This is a genomic window from Streptomyces sp. NPDC001093 (genome assembly GCF_040298985.1).
In the GTDB taxonomy this organism is placed as follows: domain Bacteria; phylum Actinomycetota; class Actinomycetes; order Streptomycetales; family Streptomycetaceae; genus Streptomyces.
On the sequence record NZ_JBEPBF010000059.1, the window covers coordinates 1 to 19018 of the forward strand.

Here is a 19018-nt window from a genome sequence, read left to right on the forward strand (position 1 = left end):
CGACGCTCGCCGCCCGCAGCCTGGTCGCCCGGATCATCGCCGACGCCCTCGACGCCGACGTCCCGCTCGTCCCGGTCGGCGGCACACGCGACGCCGTCGTCGACCGGCTCGCCGAGGCCCTGGGCGCGCCACCCCGGGGCACGGAACACGGAATGCGCTCCCTGCTGCTGCGGGTCGCCGGTTCGGCCGCCTCCCGTGCGGTGGTACGCCGCCGGCGCGCCCTCACCGAGGCCACCCACCCCGCCGCCGGGGACGTCCTGCGCTACCTCAGCCGTGGCGCGGGCGTCCGGGCCGGCCTGCGCACCCTCGTCGCGGGCCTGGAGCCGCCCGTCGCGCTCGTCGGACACAGCCTGGGCGGCATCATCGCCCTGGACACGCTGATCTCCGCCCCCCTGCCCCAGGTCCGGCTCCTGGTGACGGCCGGCTCCCAGGGGCCGTTCCTGTACGAGTCGGGCTCCCTTCCCTCCCTCGAACACCCCGCGCCCCTGCCGCCCCACGTCCCCGACTGGCTGAATCTGTACGATCCCCGCGACCTGCTCGGCTATCTCGGCGCGGGTCTGTTTCCGGGCCGCGTGACCGACATCGCCGTCGACAGCCGCCAGCCGTTCCCGGCCGCGCACAGCGCCTACTGGACCAACCCCGAGGTGTACCGGCACATCGCGGACCGCCTGCCGTGACCGCCCCTTCGCCCTCCCGCGTCGATCCGGCCCGTGTGCACGCCCTGATCGTCGGCGTCGAGGCCTACGACGCCGGTCCCGCCTGGGACCTGCCGGGACCGGCCCGGGACGCCGTACGCTTCCACCACCTGCTGCGCACCGCCGGAGTGCCCGAGCACCAACTGCGGCTGCATCTGGCCCCGTTGCCGCCCCACGTCCCGGAACTGCCGTACGCGGCGGCCGACCACGCCACCCTGCGCCGCGTGCTGGTCCGCGAACTGGCGTTGGCCCAGGGCGACATCCTGTGGGTGTGGTGGGGCGGGCACGGCGTCCTCGACAGGTCCGGGCGGCTCCGGCTGTTCTGCGCGGACGCGACCACCGCCGACAAGCTGGGCATCGACCTCGATTCGGCGCTCGAGAGGTACGCCGGGGACGCCGTGCCGGGCCTGGCCCGGCAGATGTGGGTCGTGGACGCCTGCGAGACCTTCGAGGAGGACCTCGCCTTCCGCGAGCAACTGCCGCCCGACGCGCTGCCCGTGGGCGGGCGCAACCTCGTCCACCACCAGACCCTGCTGCGCGCGGCGGGCCGCGGCCGGGCCGCCGCCAACGACCCCGTGCGTGGCACGGGCCTCTTCTCCGACGTCCTGCTCGGCCTGCTGGCCGATCGGGCCGCCGTACTGCCCGCGCCACCCGATCCGGAAGAACTGTTTCCCGCCGTCCGGGCACGCATCGGGGCCCTCAGGGAAGCGGGCCGTACTCTGCAGTATCCCGAGATCCGTCTGCAGAGCCCCGAGCGCACCGAGACACTGCCCCCCTCCGCACCGCCCTCGGCGGCACGTCCGGCCTCGCCGTTGCTGCGGGCCGTCGACGCCCTGATGGCCTATCCGCTGATGGCCGACCCCGCCGAACGGCAGGCGGTGGTCGCCGCGTTGGACCCGTCCCACACCGCGACGCTCCCTCGTCACACCAAGGCCCGTACGGACGCCACCCATCTGCTCAACCACCTTGCCAAGCGCCCTGCCGAGGCCCTGTGGTCGCTGTACGACGCGGTGGTGTCTGTCGACGACGATCCCGGGCGCGGGGCCGAACTGGAGGCGGCACTGGGGGAGTTCGGGGAATGGTTCAGGCGCCCGCGTGACCGAAGGTGATCAGGTGGCGTGATCGTATGGTTTTCGACGGGGGTAGTAATGGCCATGATGGAAAGGGACACGGGGAACTGCGTGCCACCGTTTTTTCGTGAAGGGGGGAGCACCTTGGACCAGCCGCCTGCTCGGCTGCACGCCGAAGCCGCCGTCCGTGAGCCGGTCGCCGTCGCGGGGACCGACTTCTGGGAGGCGGATCTGGCCGACCTCACGGGGCTGCCCCTGGCCGCGGTGGACGACCTCGCCCCCCTGCACCCGGCCGGCCGCCTTCTGACGGAAGTCCTGCGTGCCCGCAACAGCATGAGAGGCGGAGGCGAAGGTACCGCCCGGGCGGAATAGCCGTACCGCCCGAGCGGCCGAACCCTCGCCCGGTCCCCGTCTGCCCGCGGGGGCCCACGTGCGCCCCTTCCGCGCTACCGGAGGTCCCCGTCCATGCCCAGTGAGCCGCGCACCGACCCCTTCCGCATGCCCGAGCGCCTCTTCGCGGAACTGGCCGCGGGCGGGGGCTCGGCGGAGGCCCTCGCCTTTCTCGACCGCGGCGAGCGGACGCGCCGGCTACTGCTCCTGCGGACGCTGCTGGACCACCTCGACCGGCTGCCCACGCCACTGACCCCGGCCGCCGAGGCCTGGCGCGTCCTCAAGGATGCCGCCGAGCAGGCGCCCGGCCCGGTCGAGCGGCTGCTGCTCGCCCCGGCGACCGGCGGCTGGCTCGCCCACATGCTGCGCCGGGTGCACGGCACGGCGCCGGGCCCTGCGCTGTGGGTGGAGGCCGGTCACCTGTGCGCCCTGGCGGTGACGGCGTCCCTGCGCGCGGGGACGGAGGCCGAGCTCCGGATCCCGCTCACCGACGGCGCCCTGTCCCTCCCCGGCCTCGGTCAGGCCCGGCTGCCGCAGGCGGCCCCGGGCCGGACGGTCGGCGTGGCCGCCACCAGCCGGGGCACCCTCACCCTCACCGGCCCCGGACGGCACTCCGTGCCGACGGCCCTGACCTGCCGTCCGGCCACGGCACCGCTGCCCAGCCGCAGGACCGCCCGGGTGCCGGTGCCCGGGGACGACAGGGCCGAAGAGCCCGGCAGACGCGGCAGGGCGGAGGACACCCGGAGCCCCGCCACCTGGCACCCGCTGCGCACCCTCACCCACATCGGCCGGGCCGGGGTCACCGCGATTCCCCTCGACGACCTCGACCCGTACCGCGACCTCGACGACCCGGTCCCGCCCGCCCGGCTCGACGCCGACGAGGCGGACGAGTGGCAGCGGCTGTTCGACGACGCCGTCGGCATTCTCGGGACACCCGGCGGAACCGGGCCGGGCCGTGTGGACCCCGCCGCGATTCGGGCCGTCGTCCCCTTCGGCCGCACCGGCGTCCTGCCACCGGCACCGCCCGCGGTTCCCCTGTCCGGCTCGAGCGGCGACTCCTACGGAGCCATGGTGATCGCCCGCCCCGCCTCCGCGCTGGCCCTCGCCGAGACCCTCGTCCACGAGTTCCAGCACAGCAAACTCGCCGCTCTCCTCCACCTCTTCCCGCTGCTCGAAGACGACCGGGAGGAGCGCTACTACGCCCCCTGGCGTGCCGACCCGCGCCATCTCACCGGACTCCTGCACGGCGCCTACGCGTTCACCGGCGTCGCCGGCTTCTGGCGGGACCGGCTGGCCGGGCCGGAGCCGCCCGAGGAGGCCGCCTACCACTTCGCCCTGCGCCGCCTCCAGTGCCGCCTCGTCGTACGCACCCTGCTGACCTGCGGCCGGCTGACCGCCCAGGGCACGGCCCTGGTGGCGGGGCTCGCCCGCACGCTGGACGGCTGGCTGCGCGAGCCGGTACCCGAGCCGGCCCTGACCCGTGCCCGTACGGCCGCCGTCCTGCACCGCACGGAGTGGCGGCTGCGCAACATCGACCCGTCCGGGGAGCCCCTCGGGGACGCTCCTCGGTTCCGCCCCGACCGGACCCTGTGGCCGGACGTCCGCACCCAGGCCTTCGCCACCCGCCCCACCACCCCTCGTACGGCCGACGAGCACCTCGCCGCGGGCCGCCCGGCCGTCGCGCTGGCCCGCTACGAGGACGCCCTCGCCGACGACCCGGCCGAGCCGCACGCCCTGGCCGGATGGATCGTCGCCCGCGCGACCCTCGAACCGGGCCGGTCGGGCCGCCGCATGCTGGCCCGGCCGGAACTGCTGCGACCACCGGGGTGGTGACTGCCGTGAGGCCGCGGCGGCGGTGCGTCAGCCGACCAGCCGCAGCCGGTCCGCGCACACCCGCACGTCCACCGACTGCCCCCAGGTGAGCTGGAGCGCGTCGGTCTCGATGCCGTCGCCGAAGGCGATGAGGCGGTCGGACTCCACGGTGACCGTCAGCGACGCCGAGGCCCCGAGCTCGCCCGCCACCAGGCTCGTACCGGTGGCCGGTGACGGCCAGGCCTCGCGGACGAACCACACCAGCCGGTCCTCGGTGGGGGAGGGCAGCGGGATCCGGCTGCCCCGCTCCTGCCACACGGAGCGGAGCCAGCCGGTCGCGCCGGTGCCGGTCCCCACCAGCACCCCGGAGGAGGCCTGGGCCTCGACGACACCCCCGTCGTCCTCGAGGCCCAGGCGGTACCGGGCGGTCTGATGACCCGGGGTGCCCAGGTAGATCTCGTTGAGTGCCAGCAGCCGCTGGGAATCGTCGGCTACGGCCTCGACCATGGTGAGTTCGTCCACCGCGGTGTGGTCGGTGGCGGCCAGCAGCTTCGTCGCGTCGGCCGGGCGGTGCCGTACCAGCACACCCGGATTGCGGCCCGGGTCGGTGTCGATGCCGACGACCGGCTGGCCGACGAGGTACTTGGCGACATTCGCCACCAGCCCGTCCTGCCCGATGACCACCACCACGTCCTCGGGCGCGAACAGGAACCGGTCCAGGTCGCCCCGTTCCACCTGTGCCTGCCGCCAGGTCAGCGGCACCGCCGCGGTCACCTCGGCCAGGGCGCGGCGGGCGCGCCGGTGGCGTTCGGCGACCTCCTCGATGTCCCGGCCGCGGGAGGCGAGGAAGAACGCGGCCTGGCCGTGCGTGCCGTGCCGGGCCACCAACTCCTCGTACTCCGTGGTGCGATGGACCAGCACGGCCCGCGGGGCGAGGCTCATGCGGGGCACTCCGCGGGACAGCCGGGCGCGCACGACGCCGTGCCCCGGTCTGCCTCCGGCGGCCTGTGCGCCCTCACGCCCGCTCCTGGGAGCCCAGCCGCGCCAGCAGGCCCGTCAGCACGTCCGGGGAGATGGTCACGCTGTCGATGTTCGGCAGGTTCTCCGCCAGCCGCGTCCCGGTGAGGGCGTGCAGCGTCGCCACGTCCACGTCGGCGTGCACCCGCAGCCAGGCCGCCTGGGCCTGCGCCCGCGCCTCACCGACCTCGCGGGCCCCCTCGGCCTCCGCGCGGGCGAGCCGTACCGACCGCTGCGCCTCCGCCTCCGCCAGCCTCACGGTCCGGGCCGCCTCCGCCTCCGCCCGTACCGCGTCCGCCGCCGCGTGCTCCTCGGCCTCGCGGCGGGCGTTGGTGCCGCGCTGCTCCACCAACTGCTCTTCGCGACGGGCGAGTTCGATCTGGCTGGCCAGTTCGTTCTCGGCGATGGCCCGCTCCCGCTCGACGGCCACGGCCCGCCGCTCGTAGGTGGCCCGGTCGGCCTCCTGCTGGATCTGTTCCCGCGCGGGGGTGCGCAGGGCCCGCTCCACCTCCGGCTCCGGGCGCAGCGCCACCACACGCACGGCGACCACCTCGATGCCGGTCGCCGGGAGGCGCGGTTCCTCGCCCAGCCCCGCCGCGACCCGTTCCCGTACCGCCGCCACGCCGTCGACCAGTGCCGACGACAGCGACGTACGGGCCAGCACGTCCAGGGCGTGCTGCTGGGCCGTCTCCGTCAGCAGCGTCCCCAGCTGCTCCAGGGGCGAACCGCGCCACACGCCGGTGTCCGGGTCGATGGAGAAGTCCAGGCGCGCGGCGGCCACGGCCGGGTCGGCGATGCGATAGGTGACCGTGGCCTGGACGGACACGTCCTGGAAGTCGGAGGTCCGGGCGTGGAAGGTCATCGCCAGTTCGCGGTCGTCGACCGGCACCTCGGACAGCGCGGCGGTCAGCGGCCGGAACCAGAAGCTGAGCCCGGGACCGTCGTGCACCAGCGTGCCCGAGCGGTGGTGCCGGATGTGCGCGGTCGGTGTGCCGCGCAGATGGCGCAGGCCCAGGCGCCGGGTGATGTCGGCCATGGCTCCCCCTCGTTGTTTTCGTCCCCCGTTTTTCGTCATGACGACGATAAGCGGAGGGACCGCTTCTCGTCAATAGGACGAAAACAGGAAGGGCCGGAAACGGTCGACAAGGGCGTGAAGGCGGGCGGAGACGGCCAGGATGGAGGCATGGCATACCACGTCGACTCCGAGGCCGGGCGGCTGCGCCGCGTGATCCTGCACCGGCCCGATCTGGAGCTCAAACGGCTCACCCCCAGCAACAAGGACGCCCTGCTCTTCGACGACGTGCTGTGGGTGCGCCGGGCGCGCGCCGAGCACGACGGGTTCGCCGACGTCCTGCGGGACCGCGGGGTCGCCGTCCACCTCTTCGGCGACCTGCTCACCGAGACCCTGGAGATCCCCGAGGCCCGCACCCTCGTCCTCGACCGGGTCTTCCACGAGAAGGAGTACGGCCCTCTCGCCACCGACCACCTGCGCGCCGCCTTCGAGTCCCTGCCCGCACCCCAGCTGGCCGAGGCGCTCGTGGGCGGCATGACCAAGCGGGAGTTCCTGCAGGCGCACCCCGAGCCGACCTCCGTCCGCTTCCATGTGATGGACCTCGACGACTTCCTCCTCGGCCCCCTGCCCAACCACCTCTTCACCCGCGACACATCCGCCTGGGTCTACGACGGGGTCGCCATCAACGCCATGCGGCTGCCCGCGCGGCAGCGCGAGACCGTCCACTTCGAGGCGATCTACCGCCACCACCCGCTGTTCCGCGACGAGATCTTCCACGTCTGGTCCCAGGGGCAGGCCGACCATCCCTCCACCATCGAGGGCGGCGACGTCCTGGTGATCGGCAACGGCGCCGTGCTGGTCGGCATGAGCGAGCGCACCACCCCGCAGGCCGTGGAGATGCTGGCGTACAAGCTGTTCGCGGCCGGCTCCGCGCGCACCATCGTCGCGCTCGACATGCCCAAGCGGCGCGCCTTCATGCACCTCGACACCGTGATGACCATGGTCGACGGCGACACCTTCACGCAGTACGCGGGCCTCGGCATGCTGCGCTCGTACACCATCGAGCCGGGGGTCACCGAGAAGGAGCTGAAGGTCACCGACCATCCGCCGGAGCACATGCACCGCGCCATCGCCGCCGCCCTCGGCCTCGGCGAGATCCGGGTGCTGACCGCCACCCAGGACGTGCACGCCGCCGAGCGCGAGCAGTGGGACGACGGCTGCAACGTCCTCGCCGTCGAGCCCGGGGTCGTCGTCGCCTACGAGCGCAACTCCACCACCAACACGCATCTGCGCAAGCAGGGCATCGAGGTGATCGAGATCCCGGGCAGCGAGCTGGGCCGGGGCCGGGGCGGCCCGAGGTGCATGAGCTGTCCCGTGGAGCGAGACGCCGTATAAAAATGTGAAAGGTCGTATAGACTTCCAGAGTCCTGTAGTCGTAGTACATCTGGAGCGCCCCCCATGGCGACAGTCCCGACCGCCCTCGCCGGCCGCCACTTCCTCAAGGAGCTGGACTTCACCGAGGACGAGTTCCGCGGTCTGGTCGAGCTGGCGGCCGAGTTGAAGGCGGCCAAGAAGGCGGGGGCCGAGACGCAGTACCTGCGCGGCCGGAACATCGCGCTGATCTTCGAGAAGACCTCGACGCGCACCCGCTGCGCGTTCGAGGTCGCCGCCGCCGACCAGGGCGCCCACACGACGTACCTGGATCCGTCCGGCTCGCAGATCGGCCACAAGGAGTCCGTGAAGGACACCGCGCGGGTGCTGGGCCGGATGTACGACGGCATCGAGTACCGGGGGGACAGCCAGGCCAAGGTCGAGGAGCTGGCCGCGTACGCCGGCGTGCCCGTCTACAACGGCCTCACCGACGACTGGCACCCCACCCAGATGCTCGCCGACGTGCTCACCATGACCGAGCACAGCGACAGGCCGCTGACGGAGACCGCCTTCGCCTATCTCGGCGACGCCCGCTTCAACATGGGCAACTCCTACCTGGTCACCGGCGCCCTGCTCGGCATGGACGTGCGGATCGTCGCCCCGAGGCCCTACTGGCCCGCCGAGGACGTCGTCACCCACGCCCGCAAGCTCGCCGAGGCGAGCGGCGCCCGGATCACCCTCACCGAGGACGTCCGGGAGGGCGTCTCGGGGGCGGACTTCGTCGCCACCGACGTCTGGGTCTCCATGGGCGAGCCGAAGGAGGTCTGGGCGGAGCGGATCGCCGCGCTCACGCCGTACGCCGTGACCATGGACGTCCTGCGCGCCACGGGCAACCCGGACGTGAAGTTCCTGCACTGTCTGCCGGCCTTCCACGACCTCGGCACCACGGTGGGCGGCGAGATCCACGAGACCTACGGCCTGGACTCGCTGGAGGTCACGGACGAGGTGTTCGAGTCCGCGCACTCGCTCGTCTTCGACGAGGCCGAGAACCGGCTGCACACCATCAAGGCGGTGCTGGTCGCCACACTCGCCCGCTGACCCTGGTCCACCTTCCCGACCAGCCCTTATCCTGACCGACGGCCCTGAACCACCCCTTCCGGGCCGTCGCCGCGACTGTGACCCGGTCGCCCGCACCACCAGAAACGAGCACCACCCGCAATGCCCGCTCCCCGCATCAAGTCCCCGCACCTGCTCGTCGCCGAATCCGGCGCCGACCGCGAGGGCCACGGCCTCAAGCGCACGATGGGCCTCTTCCAGCTCATCTGCTTCGGCGTCGGCGCCATCGTCGGCACCGGCATCTTCGTCGGCCTCTCCGACTCCGTCGCCCAGGCCGGCCCGGCCGTCGTCGTCTCCTTCGTCCTCGCCGCGATCACCTGCGTGTTCACCGCCTTCTCCTTCGCGGAGCTGGGCGGCGCGATCCCGGTCTCCGGCTCCTCGTACTCCTTCGCCTACGCCGGCCTCGGCGAGTCCACCGCCTTCCTGGTCGGCTGGTGCCTGCTGCTGGAGTACGGCATCTCCATCTCGGCCGTCGCCGTCGGCTGGAGCCAGTACGTCAACGAGCTGCTGCACAGCCTCACCGGCGTCCAGCTCCCGGCCGCCCTGTCCGCGGGCCCGGGCGACGGCGGGATCATCAACCTCCCGGCCGTGATCGTCATCGCCCTGGCCTCCGTGCTGCTGGTGCGCGGGGTGCGCGAGAGCGCCCGGGCGACGGCCGCCATGGCCGCGGTCAAGCTCGTCATCCTGCTGGCCTTCTGTGCCATCGGCTACAGCGCCTTCAAGCACGGCAACCTCACCCCGTTCTCGCCGGCCGGTCTCGGCGGCATCGGCGCGGGCACCACGGCCGCGTTCTTCTCCTACATCGGCTTCGACGCGATCACGACCGCGGGCGAGGAGGCGAAGAACCCGCGCCGGGACATCCCGGTCGCGATCATGGTCTGCATGGGCCTGGTCACCCTCCTCTACTGCGCGGTCGCGGTCGCCGCGATCGGCGCCATCGGCGGCAGGCAGGTCGCCGGCCGTCCCGCCGCGCTGTCGTACGTCGTCAACGAGGTCACCGGCTCGGCCGTCGGCGGCGGAGTGATCGCCTTCGGCGCGGTCGTCGCCATCGCCTCGGTCGTCCTCGCGGTGATGTACGGCCAGACGCGCATCCTGATGTCGATGTCCCGCGACGGCCTGATCCCGCGCGTCTTCGAGAAGGTCAACCCGAAGACCTCCACCCCGGTGGCCGGCACGCTGATCGTCGCCGTCGTCTTCGCGCTCCCGGCGGCCTTCGCCTCCCTCGACGCCGTGATGAACCTGTGCACCATCGGCACCCTGGCGATCATGGCCGTCGTCAACATAGTGGTGATCGCCCTGCGGCGCCGCGAGCCGGGCCTCAGCCGCAGCTTCCGGGTGCCGCTCTACCCGGTGGGCCCGCTGCTCGGCGTCGCCTTCTGCCTGTACCTCATGTACGAGACCGGCTGGCGGACCTGGATCCAGTTCGCCGTGTTCCTCGCGGTGGGCCTGGCGATCTACGCCGGCTACGGCCGCCGGCACTCCACGCTGGCTCAGGCGGCCCCCGAGGTCACGCCGAGCGCCGCCGCTGAGCGGGAACCGCAGGCAGTCTGAACCACACCGCCTTGCCCGACGGGGTGGGGCGGTGACCGCAGGACGAGCTGAGGGTGCGGATCAGCAGCAGCCCGCGCCCGCCCTCCTGCCAGACGTCGGGCTCCTCGATCACCGGCGCGGTCAGCCGGCCCGGCGGCGCCGGGTCGGGGTCGTGCACCTCGACCTGGCAGCCGCTCGGCAACAGCTCCACCACCAGCTCTATCGGGCCGCGCCCGGCGGTGTGCTCCACCGCGTTGGCCACCAGCTCCGCCGTGAGCAGCTCCGCGGTGTCGCTGTCGGCCGGGTGCTCCACCTCGGCGAGGGCCGTGCGCACCAGAGCACGGGCCACGGGCACCGCCGCGGCGGTGTGCGGCAGCGCGATGCGCCAGAAGGCCGGTTCGGTGGGGCGTTCGTGCAAGGCGAGTCCGTTCATGGAGCAGGCTGTCCTGCTTTCGACTGTAGGAATGGTACGGGCCCGGCCGACGACACCGTCGGCGGGCTTCGCCCGGAACCTCCGGCCCCGGTAACGAGCGGCCTACCCCGGCCGGCGGCCCGCCTCGCCCGCCCGGGCCCACTGTTACGGCGCTGTCGACGACCCGTGACGGACGTGACCGGACTCGGCCGATCGGCCGCCGTCTGTCGCGCACTCGTGACGACAGTCACAAACAGGTGATAACTTCGGAGGACTGCGCAACGTACGGCACCGCCGCCCTAGGAGGCCGCACGTCATGAGTCCCTTCACCGGCTCCGCCGCCCGCACCTCCGACTGGGAGCATCTGCGGGTCCAGCTCGCCGACGGGGTCGCCACCGTCACCCTCGCCCGTCCCGAGAAGCTCAACGCGCTCACCTTCGGTGCCTACGCCGACCTGCGTGACCTGCTGGCCGAGCTGTCCCGGGAGCGCGCCGTGCGCGCCCTGGTGCTGACCGGCGAGGGACGGGGCTTCTGCTCCGGCGGCGACGTCGACGAGATCATCGGCGCCACCCTCGGCATGGACACCGCCCGGCTGCTCGACTTCAACCGGATGACCGGGCAGGTCGTACGGGCGATCCGGGAGTGCCCGTTCCCCGTGATCGCCGCGGTGCACGGCGTGGCGGCGGGCGCAGGAGCGGTCCTGGCGCTGGCGGCCGACTTCCGCGTGGCGGACCCCACCGCCCGCTTCGCCTTCCTCTTCACCCGCGTCGGCCTGTCCGGCGGTGACATGGGCGCGGCCTACCTGCTGCCCCGCGTCGTCGGCCTCGGCCACGCCACCCGCCTGCTCATGCTGGGCGAACCGGTCCGCGCCCCCGAGGCCGAGCGCATCGGCCTGATCAGCGAGCTGACGGAGGACGGCCGGGCCGACGAGGCGGCTCAGGCGCTGGCCCGCCGCCTGGCCGACGGCCCGGCCCTGGCGTACGCCCAGACGAAGGCCCTGCTCACGGCCGAGCTGGACATGCCCCTGGCGGCCTCGGTCGAGCTGGACGCCTCGACCCAGGCCCTGCTGATGCACGGCGAGGACTACGCGGAGTTCCACGCGGCCTTCACGGAGAAGCGCGCGCCGAAGTGGCGGGGAAGGTGAGCCTTCATGCGGGTGGCGATCATCGGCGGCGGCCCGGGTGGCCTGTACGCGGCAGCTCTCCTCAAGCGGCTCGATCCCACCCGTGAGGTCACCGTCTGGGAGCGCAACGCCCCGGACGTCACCTTCGGCTTCGGGGTGGTCCTCTCCGACGAGACCCTGGGCGGCATCGAACACGCCGACCCCGTGGTGTACGAGGCGCTGCAGCGGCGCTTCGTGCGGTGGGACGACATCGACATCGCCCACCGAGGCACCTGCCAGACCTCCGGGGGGCACGGCTTCGCGGCGGTGCGCAGGCGGACCCTGCTGAAGATCCTGCACGAGCGCTGCCTCTCCCTCGGTGTGACCATCGCCTTCGGCACCGAGGCCCCGCCCCCGGACGAGCTCTGCCGGACCCACGACCTCGTCATCGCCGCCGACGGTGTGCACAGCACCACCCGCGAGACCTACGCCCAGGTCTTCCGCCCCCGCATCACCGAGCACCGCTGCCGGTACATCTGGCTCGCCGCCGACTTCGCCTTCGACGCCTTCCGTTTCGAGATCGCCGAGACCGAGCACGGCGTCATGCAACTGCACGGCTACCCCTACGCGCCCGACGCCTCCACCGTGATCGTCGAGATGCGCGAGGAGGTCTGGCGGGCCGCGGGATTCGACGAACTCGGGCCGGACGAATCCATCGAGCGCTGCGCCAAGATCTTCTCCGAAGCGCTGCGCGGCCGCCCGCTGCACTCCAACAACTCCACGTGGACCACCTTCCGCACGGTGGTCAACGACCGCTGGTCCCACGGCAACGTCGTCCTCCTCGGCGACGCCGCGCACACCGCCCACTTCTCCATCGGCTCCGGCACCAAGCTGGCCGTGGAGGACGCCCTCGCACTCGCGGCCTGCCTGCGCGAACAGCCCACACTCGAAACAGCACTGGCGGCCTACGAGGAGGAGCGCAAACCCGTCGTCGCCTCCACCCAGCGCGCCGCCCGCGCCAGCCTCGAATGGTTCGAGAACCTGGGGCTCCACCTCGGCCAGCCGCCCCGGCAGTTCGCCTTCAACCTGCTCACCCGCAGCCGCCGCGTCACCCACGACAACCTCCGGCTGCGCGACGCCCGCTTCACCGAGGCGGTCGAGCGCGAGTTCGGCTGCCCGCCCGGCACACCCCCGATGTTCACCCCGTTCCGGCTGCGCGGCCTGACCCTGCGCAACCGGGTCGTGGTGTCGCCGATGGACATGTACTCCGCCACCGACGGCGTCCCCGGCGACTTCCACCTCGTCCACCTGGGCGCCCGTGCCCTCGGCGGGGCCGGGCTCGTCATGACCGAGATGGTGTGCGTGAGCGAGGAGGGCCGCATCACCCCCGGCTGCGCCGGTCTCTACACCGGCCGGCAGGCCGAGGCGTGGCGGCGGGTCACCGACTTCGTGCACAGCCGGTCACCCGGCACCGCGATCGGCGTGCAGCTCGGGCACTCCGGCCGCAAGGGCTCCACGAGGCTGATGTGGGAGGGCATGGACGAACCCCTGCCCCGCGGCAACTGGCCCCTGGTCGCCGCCTCCCCGCTGCCGTACAAGCCGGGCAGCCAGACCCCGCGGCAGCTCTCCCGGGCCCAACTCACCGACATCCGCGAGCAGTTCACCGCCGCCGCCTGGCGCGCCGCGCGGGCCGGGTTCGACCTGCTCGAACTGCACTGTGCGCACGGCTATCTGCTCTCCGGCTTCCTCTCCCCGCTCACCAACCGGCGCACCGACGCCTACGGCGGCTCGCCGGAGCGCCGGCTGAGGTTCCCGCTGGAGGTCTTCGACGCCGTACGCGCGGTGTGGCCGGCGGAGCGGCCCATGACGGTGCGCATCTCGGCCACCGACTGGGCCGAGGGCGGAACGACCGCCGAGGACGCGGTGGAGACCGCCCGCGCCTTCGCCGCGCACGGGGCCGACGCGATCGACGTCTCCACCGGGCAGGTGGTGGCCGAGGAGCGGCCGGAGTTCGGGCGGTCGTACCAGACGCCGTTCGCCGACCGGATCCGGCACGAGGCGGGTGTGCCGGTCATCGCCGTCGGCGCGATCTCGTCCTGGGACGACGTCAACTCCCTGATCCTCGCGGGGCGTACGGACCTGTGCGCGCTGGGCCGTCCGCACCTGTACGACCCGCACTGGACCCTGCACGCGGCGGCCGAGCAGGGCTACGAAGGCCCCGGCGTCGTCTGGCCCGCGCCCTACCGCGCGGGCAGCCGCCGCCCGCAGACCGGCCGCACGGACGCGCCGAAGCCACGGTTGACCCTCGGCGGATGACTGTCGGTGCCGTCTGCTGTACTCGACTCCTGGGGGCAGTGAGACGAACGGAGACATCATGGGCGTGTCGCACGAGTACTTCCTCGCCGGCGACCGGGGCACGGCGATGGGGCGGGTCATCGGGCCGGACGGTGAGTGGCTGGGCTTGGACGGGCTCGATGTGGGGAACATGGACCCTCATCTGGCGCTGCCCCGGCTGATCACCTTCGCCGCGGGTATACCGCCCGCCCGCGGGGAGGGGCCCGAACTGGTCTCGCCCCTCCCGGACGAGGTGCCGTACCCCCATGAGACACCGGTGGTGTCCGCGACCGCCTGGGACGACGGGTCGTTCCTCGGGGAACTGCCCGACGCCTGGCGGGACGCGCTCGCCGACGTGGTCGAGGACGCGGTGCCGATGCTCGCGCTCCAGGCGTGCGACATCGCTGAGGCGCACTTCTCCGACTACCTGCACGCCGAGGACAGCATCCGCACGTTCGTCGGCCTGGCCCAGCGCGCCCGGACGGAGGGAGCACACCTGTACTGCCTGACCTCCCTGTGACACCGCCCCGTCTCACACCCCCGCGAACTGCGCCCCCGCGTCCCGCAGCAGCCTGTGCAGCCCCTGGAACACCTCCGCCGAGCGCACGCCCGGCCAGCCCTCGGGCAGCAGCCGGCCGGGCAGACCGGGGTCGGTGTACGGCAGGTGGCGCCAGGAGTCGAGTGCGAGGAGGTAGTCGCGGTAGGCCTCCTCGGGCGGGGTGCCCCTGCGCCGCTCCCAGGCCCGCAGGACCGGGGCTTGCGCGTCCAGGAACCGCTCGTGCTCCTTGGCGATCGCGGCCAGGTCCCACCAGCGGCCGACCGCCTCGGCCGTCGGGGCGAAGCCCAGGTGCTCGCCGCAGAAGAGGTCGACGTACGGGTCCAGGTGGAGCCGGCACAGGGTGTGCCGCGTCTCCTCGTGGAGACGGGCCGGGGCGATCCACACCCCGGGGGCCGCCGTGCCGAAGCCCAGGCCGGCCAGCCGGGAGCGCAGCACATGCCGCTTCTGCCGCTCCGACTCGGGCACGGAGAACACCGCGAGCACCCAGCCCGTGTCCTCCATGGGCGTGGTCGCGTAGATGCGCCGGTCGCCGTCCTCCAGCAACTGCCGTGCCTCGGGCGAGAGTTCGTAGCCGGCCGCGCCCTGCTCCGTGCGGGCCGGCAGCAGCAGGCCGCGCCGTTTGAGCCGGGACACCGAGGAACGGACGGAGGGCGCGTCCACGCCGACCGCGGCCAGGAGCCGGATCAGCTCGGCGACGGGCACCGGGCCGGGCATGTAGCGGCCGTACGCGCCGTAGAGCGTGACGATGAGGGACCTGGGGGCGTGCTGCTCGGACACGTTGATCATTTTAGGTCGTCGGCATCACTGCCGGTCACCTTCGCTGCGCAGCCGGAAGCGCTGGAGCTTGCCGGTGGCGGTGCGCGGGAGCGCGTCGAGGAAGACGAACTCGCGCGGGCATTTGTAGGGTGCCAGTTCCGACTTGAGGAACACGCTCAGGGCCTCCGGGTCGCGCCGGGCGCCCTCGCGCAGCACGGTGTAGGCGACCACCACCTGTCCGCGGGCCTCGTCCGGGCGGCCCACCACCGCCGTCTCCACCACGTCCGGGTGGCGCAGCAGCGCGTCCTCCACCTCGGGTCCGGCGATGTTGTACCCGGCGGAGATGATCATGTCGTCGGCGCGGGCCACATAGCGGAAGTAGCCGTCGGGCTCGCGGACATAGGTGTCGCCGGTGATGTTCCAGCCGCCGCGCACGTACACGCGCTGGCGTGGGTCGGCCAGATAGCGGCAGCCGACCGGGCCGCGCACGGCGAGCAGGCCGGGCTCGCCGTCCGGCACCGGCGTGCCGTGCGCGTCCTGCACCCGCGCCTGCCAGCCCGGGACCGGCACCCCCGTGGTGCCCGGTCTGATCCGCTCGTCGGCCGCGGAGACGAAGATGTGCAGCAGCTCGGTCGCGCCGATGCCGTTGATGAGGCGCAGTCCGGTGCGCTCGTGCCAGGCCCGCCAGGTGGCCGCGGGCAGGTTCTCGCCGGCCGAGACACAGCGCCGCAGCGACGAGACGTCGTACCCGTCGAGCTGCTCCAGCATGGCGCGGTAGGCGGTCGGGGCGGTGAACAGGACCGAGACGCGGTGCTCGGCGACCGCGGGGAGCAGCCGGCGCGGGCCCGCCTCCTCCAGGAGCAAAGAGCTGGCGCCGGCCCGCATCGGGAAGACCACCAGGCCGCCCAGGCCGAAGGTGAAGCCGAGCGGGGGGCTGCCGGTGAAGACGTCGTCCGCGCGCGGGCGCAGCACGTGCTTCGAGAAGGTGTCCGCGATCGCCAGCACGTCCCGGTGGAAGTGCATGCACCCTTTCGGGCGACCCGTGGTGCCCGAGGTGAACGCGATCAGGGCCACGTCGTCGGCCGCGGTGTCGACGGCCCGGTACGGCGTGTCGGGCGTGGGGCGGTGGAGGAGGTCGTCGGGGCCGTCACCGCCGTACGTCGTGATCCGCAATCCGGGGATGTCGGCCTTCGCCAGGTCCGCCACCGACCGGATGTCACACAGCGCGTGCCGCACCAGGGCGATCTCGCACATGGTGGCCAGCTCGTGCGGGCGCTGCTGGGCCAGCACGGTGACGGCTATCGCGCCCGCCTTGAGCACGGCCAGCCAGCAGGCGGCGAGCCAGGGCGTGGTGGGGCCACGCAGCAGTACCCGGTTGCCGGGCACCACGCCGAGGTCACCGGTGAGCACGTGCGCGATCCGGTCGACGTGCGTGCGCAGCTCGCCGTACGTCCAGGGGGGACCGGCCGGGGTGCGGAAGACCGGGCGGTCCGCCTCGGCGTGGTCCAGGAGTTCCGCGGCGCAGTTCAGCCGCTCGGGGTAGCGCAGCTCCGGCAGGTCGAGGAGCAGCTCGGGCCACTCGTCCGGCGGCGGCAGATGGTCGCGCGCGAAGGTGTCGACATGGGCCGAGCGATGCATGGCGGTTCGCCCCCTTGCCGTGACAAGCGTCGAAGACGGGCGTCGTGGTGGGCACCGGCGTCCTGGTGGCTCGCGCCTCGAGCGTATCGTCTTGGTGACGGCAGTCAACCTTTCGCGATAACGTCGGTGGGGAGCCGGGGGCAGGCCCAGGGGGATGCCCAAGATGCCCCGGACGGCGAACGGGAAGGGTCAGGTCGGCCCGGACCGGAGGGAGGACCGGCAGTGCCCGCATTCTCGCTCGAACCGCACGCGACCGCCTGGTGTGCCGAGCTGCGCACCATGGCCGCCGAACGGCTGCGCCCGCTGGCCGACAAGGGCGAGCCGGGCCGCGTCAACCGGCCGCTCCTCGCCGAACTCGGCCGACTGGGCCTCCTGGCCCGGCTGTTCACCTCCGGCGCCCTCGACCTGTGCCTGATGCGGGAGTCCCTCGCCCAGACCTGCACCGAGGCCGAGACCGCCCTCGCCCTGCAGGGCCTGGGCGCCCATCCGGTGCACGCCCACGGCAGCCCCGCCCACCGCGAGCACTGGCTGCCCCGCGTCGCCGACGGCAGCGCGGTCGCCGCGTTCGCGCTGAGCGAGCCGGGGGCCGGTTCGGTCGCGGCCGCGCTGTCCCTCGCGGCCGAGCCCGACGGCCCGGACGGCTGGCGGCTCATCGGCGCCAAGAGCTGGATCTCCAACGCCCCCGAGGCCGACTTCTACACCGTCTTCGCCCGCACCACACCCGGCGCCGGAGCCCGGGGCGTGACCGCCTTCCTCGTCCCCGCCGACCGGCCCGGACTCACCGGCACCGCCCTGGACATGCTCTCGCCGCACCCCATCGGCGCCCTGGACTTCGACGCCGTGCCGGTCACCGCCGCCGACGTGCTCGGCGAGGCCGACCGCGGCTTCGCCGTCGCCATGGGCACCCTCAACCTCTTCCGCCCCAGCGTCGGCGCCTTCGCGGTCGGCATGGCCCAGGCCGCGCTCGACGCCACCCTCGGCCACACCCGCCGCCGCGAGGCCTTCGGCGGCAGGCTGATGGACCTGCAGACCGTCTCCCACCAGGTCGCCGAGATGGGCCTGCGCACGGAGGCGGCCCGGCTCATGGTGTACGCGGCGGCGACGGCGTACGACGAAGGCGCGGCGGACGTGCCGGGGCGCGCCGCGATGGCCAAGCTGCTCGCCACCGAGACCGCGCAGTACGTCGTCGACACCGCCGTCCAGCTGCACGGCGCCCGCGCCCTGCGCCGCGGCCACCTCCTGGAACACCTCTACCGCGAGGTGCGCGCCCCGCGCATCTACGAGGGCGCGAGCGAGGTCCAACGGGGCATCATCGCCAAGGAGTTGTACGCCAAGACCGAGGAGGCGTCCCGGTGACGACCGAGCGTGTCAACCCGCCCGAGCTGTCCCCGCCCACGGGGTTCTCGCACGCCGTCGTCGCGTCCGGCTCGCGCGTGGTGTTCCTCGCGGGCCAGACCGCCCTCGACGCCGACGGCAAGATCACCGGCGACACGCTCCCCGAGCAGTTCGAGCGGGCTCTCGGCAACCTCCTCGCGGCGCTGCGCGCGGCCGGCGGCACCCCCGCCGACCTCGCCCGGGTCACCGTCTACGCCACGGACATCGCCGCCTACCGCGCCCACGCCGGCCGGCTCGGCCGCATCTGGCGGGAGTCGGCGGGCCGGGACTACCCGGCGATGGCCGTCGTACAGGTCGTACGGCTGTGGGACGAGCGGGCGATGGTCGAGCTGGACGGGTTCGCGGTGCTGCCGTAGCCGCCGGGCGGTGCCGCCGGCCGGAGTTCCGTGGCGTTCAGGCCGCCGCCGCGACGGCGAGCCGTTCCGCCGGGACCCGGCACGGCGGGACGACGCTGCCGTCCGCGTGCAGTTCGCCGCTGTCGTCGAACACGATCGAGCCGTCGCACAGCAAGGTCCAGCCCTGCTCGGGCTGGGCGGCCACCGGGTGTCGCAGGGCGGGGCCGGACGCGGGGCACGAGGACCGGTTGGAGCACATGGCGCACCTCCACATCGGGATGTGAGGGGCCGGCGGATGCGGCCGCGGGCCCGTCATACACAGACCATGCTCCCGCCGTGAACGCCCCGGAACCGCGCGCCGTGAAGCGTGACAACACCCGGACAACTCCCGGACGCTTCCATGACGCGCCACCGATGGGGTGACGGTCACGGCCCACGGCCCGGCCGACCGGTACCAGTGGAACCCACTGTTCC

The 19018-nt window shown here is 73.3% G+C and carries 18 protein-coding genes; 12 read left to right on the top strand and 6 right to left on the bottom strand.

The window, feature by feature from the left end:
- From ABT288_RS26585 to ABT288_RS26600, 4 genes are all read left to right on the top strand, one after another.
- Positions 1-677 (top strand): alpha/beta fold hydrolase (locus ABT288_RS26585; protein ID WP_351612501.1); only part of this gene is annotated, 677 nt, incomplete at its 5' end.
- On the top strand, positions 674-1804 hold the full coding sequence (locus ABT288_RS26590) for an effector-associated domain 2-containing protein (protein ID WP_351612504.1): 1131 nt from the start codon (positions 674-676) through the stop codon (positions 1802-1804). The genes ABT288_RS26585 and ABT288_RS26590, both read left to right, overlap by 4 nt.
- Positions 1805-1909: 105 nt before the next feature.
- Positions 1910-2137: a hypothetical protein gene (locus ABT288_RS26595; RefSeq protein WP_351612507.1), complete on the top strand. Its 228-nt coding sequence runs from the start codon at positions 1910-1912 to the stop codon at positions 2135-2137.
- A gap of 93 nt (positions 2138-2230) precedes the next feature.
- On the top strand, positions 2231-3988 hold the full coding sequence (locus ABT288_RS26600; RefSeq protein ID WP_351612508.1) for an HEXXH motif domain-containing protein: 1758 nt from the start codon (positions 2231-2233) through the stop codon (positions 3986-3988).
- Between the two features lie 27 nt (positions 3989-4015).
- On the opposite strand, the gene ABT288_RS26605 is transcribed toward ABT288_RS26600, so the two are convergent.
- Entirely contained in the window at positions 4016-4909 is an 894-nt protein-coding gene (locus tag ABT288_RS26605; protein ID WP_351612511.1) for a diacylglycerol kinase catalytic domain-containing protein, read from the bottom strand.
- Between the two features lie 73 nt (positions 4910-4982).
- Positions 4983-6020: an SPFH domain-containing protein gene (locus ABT288_RS26610; RefSeq protein ID WP_351612514.1), complete on the bottom strand. Its 1038-nt coding sequence runs from the start codon at positions 6018-6020 to the stop codon at positions 4983-4985.
- Positions 6021-6167: 147 nt separating this feature from the next.
- On the opposite strand from ABT288_RS26610, the gene ABT288_RS26615 reads away from it, so the two are divergent.
- The 3 genes from ABT288_RS26615 to ABT288_RS26625 all read left to right on the top strand — a co-directional run bounded on the left by ABT288_RS26615 (position 6168) and on the right by ABT288_RS26625 (position 10034).
- Positions 6168-7391, top strand: coding sequence for an arginine deiminase (locus ABT288_RS26615; RefSeq protein WP_351612517.1), 1224 nt, complete (start codon positions 6168-6170; stop codon positions 7389-7391).
- A gap of 63 nt (positions 7392-7454) precedes the next feature.
- A complete protein-coding gene (argF, locus tag ABT288_RS26620; protein ID WP_351612520.1) occupies positions 7455-8465 on the top strand; it encodes an ornithine carbamoyltransferase in 1011 nt (336 codons plus the stop codon).
- Between the two features lie 120 nt (positions 8466-8585).
- Positions 8586-10034: an amino acid permease gene (locus ABT288_RS26625; protein ID WP_351612523.1), complete on the top strand. Its 1449-nt coding sequence runs from the start codon at positions 8586-8588 to the stop codon at positions 10032-10034.
- Here ABT288_RS26625 and ABT288_RS26630 read toward each other — a convergent pair.
- Entirely contained in the window at positions 9991-10446 is a 456-nt protein-coding gene (locus ABT288_RS26630; RefSeq protein WP_351612525.1) for an ATP-binding protein, read from the bottom strand. The genes ABT288_RS26625 and ABT288_RS26630 overlap by 44 nt on opposite strands.
- 295 nt (positions 10447-10741) lie before the next feature.
- On the opposite strand from ABT288_RS26630, the gene ABT288_RS26635 reads away from it, so the two are divergent.
- Genes ABT288_RS26635 through ABT288_RS26645 form a run of 3 tightly spaced genes read left to right on the top strand, consistent with a single transcriptional unit; the run spans position 10742 to position 14381 of the window.
- Positions 10742-11569 carry an enoyl-CoA hydratase family protein gene (locus ABT288_RS26635; RefSeq protein ID WP_351612528.1) on the top strand — a complete coding sequence of 276 codons (828 nt, stop codon included), beginning with the start codon at positions 10742-10744 and terminating at the stop codon, positions 11567-11569.
- Between the two features lie 6 nt (positions 11570-11575).
- The gene (locus ABT288_RS26640) at positions 11576-13843 is read left to right on the top strand and encodes a bifunctional salicylyl-CoA 5-hydroxylase/oxidoreductase (RefSeq protein ID WP_351612531.1); all 2268 of its coding nucleotides are present in this window, start codon (positions 11576-11578) and stop codon (positions 13841-13843) included.
- 58 nt (positions 13844-13901) lie between these two features.
- The gene (locus ABT288_RS26645; RefSeq protein WP_351612534.1) at positions 13902-14381 is read left to right on the top strand and encodes a hypothetical protein; all 480 of its coding nucleotides are present in this window, start codon (positions 13902-13904) and stop codon (positions 14379-14381) included.
- Positions 14382-14393: 12 nt separating this feature from the next.
- On the opposite strand, the gene ABT288_RS26650 is transcribed toward ABT288_RS26645, so the two are convergent.
- Entirely contained in the window at positions 14394-15206 is an 813-nt protein-coding gene (locus ABT288_RS26650) for a PaaX family transcriptional regulator (RefSeq protein ID WP_351612536.1), read from the bottom strand.
- A gap of 15 nt (positions 15207-15221) precedes the next feature.
- Entirely contained in the window at positions 15222-16814 is a 1593-nt protein-coding gene (locus ABT288_RS26655; RefSeq protein ID WP_351612538.1) for an AMP-binding protein, read from the bottom strand.
- 222 nt (positions 16815-17036) lie between these two features.
- Here ABT288_RS26655 and ABT288_RS26660 point away from each other — a divergent pair, with 222 nt between their 5' ends.
- Positions 17037-18170 (top strand): acyl-CoA dehydrogenase family protein, encoded by a 1134-nt coding sequence (locus ABT288_RS26660; RefSeq protein WP_351612541.1) that lies wholly within the window; start codon positions 17037-17039, stop codon positions 18168-18170.
- Positions 18167-18565 (top strand): RidA family protein, encoded by a 399-nt coding sequence (locus ABT288_RS26665; protein ID WP_351612544.1) that lies wholly within the window; start codon positions 18167-18169, stop codon positions 18563-18565. The genes ABT288_RS26660 and ABT288_RS26665 overlap by 4 nt, the downstream gene beginning before the upstream one ends.
- A gap of 37 nt (positions 18566-18602) precedes the next feature.
- Here the strand turns inward: ABT288_RS26665 and ABT288_RS26670 are convergent, their stop codons facing one another.
- Positions 18603-18803: a DUF5999 family protein gene (locus ABT288_RS26670; protein ID WP_351612546.1), complete on the bottom strand. Its 201-nt coding sequence runs from the start codon at positions 18801-18803 to the stop codon at positions 18603-18605.
- Positions 18804-19018: the final 215 nt, after the last annotated feature.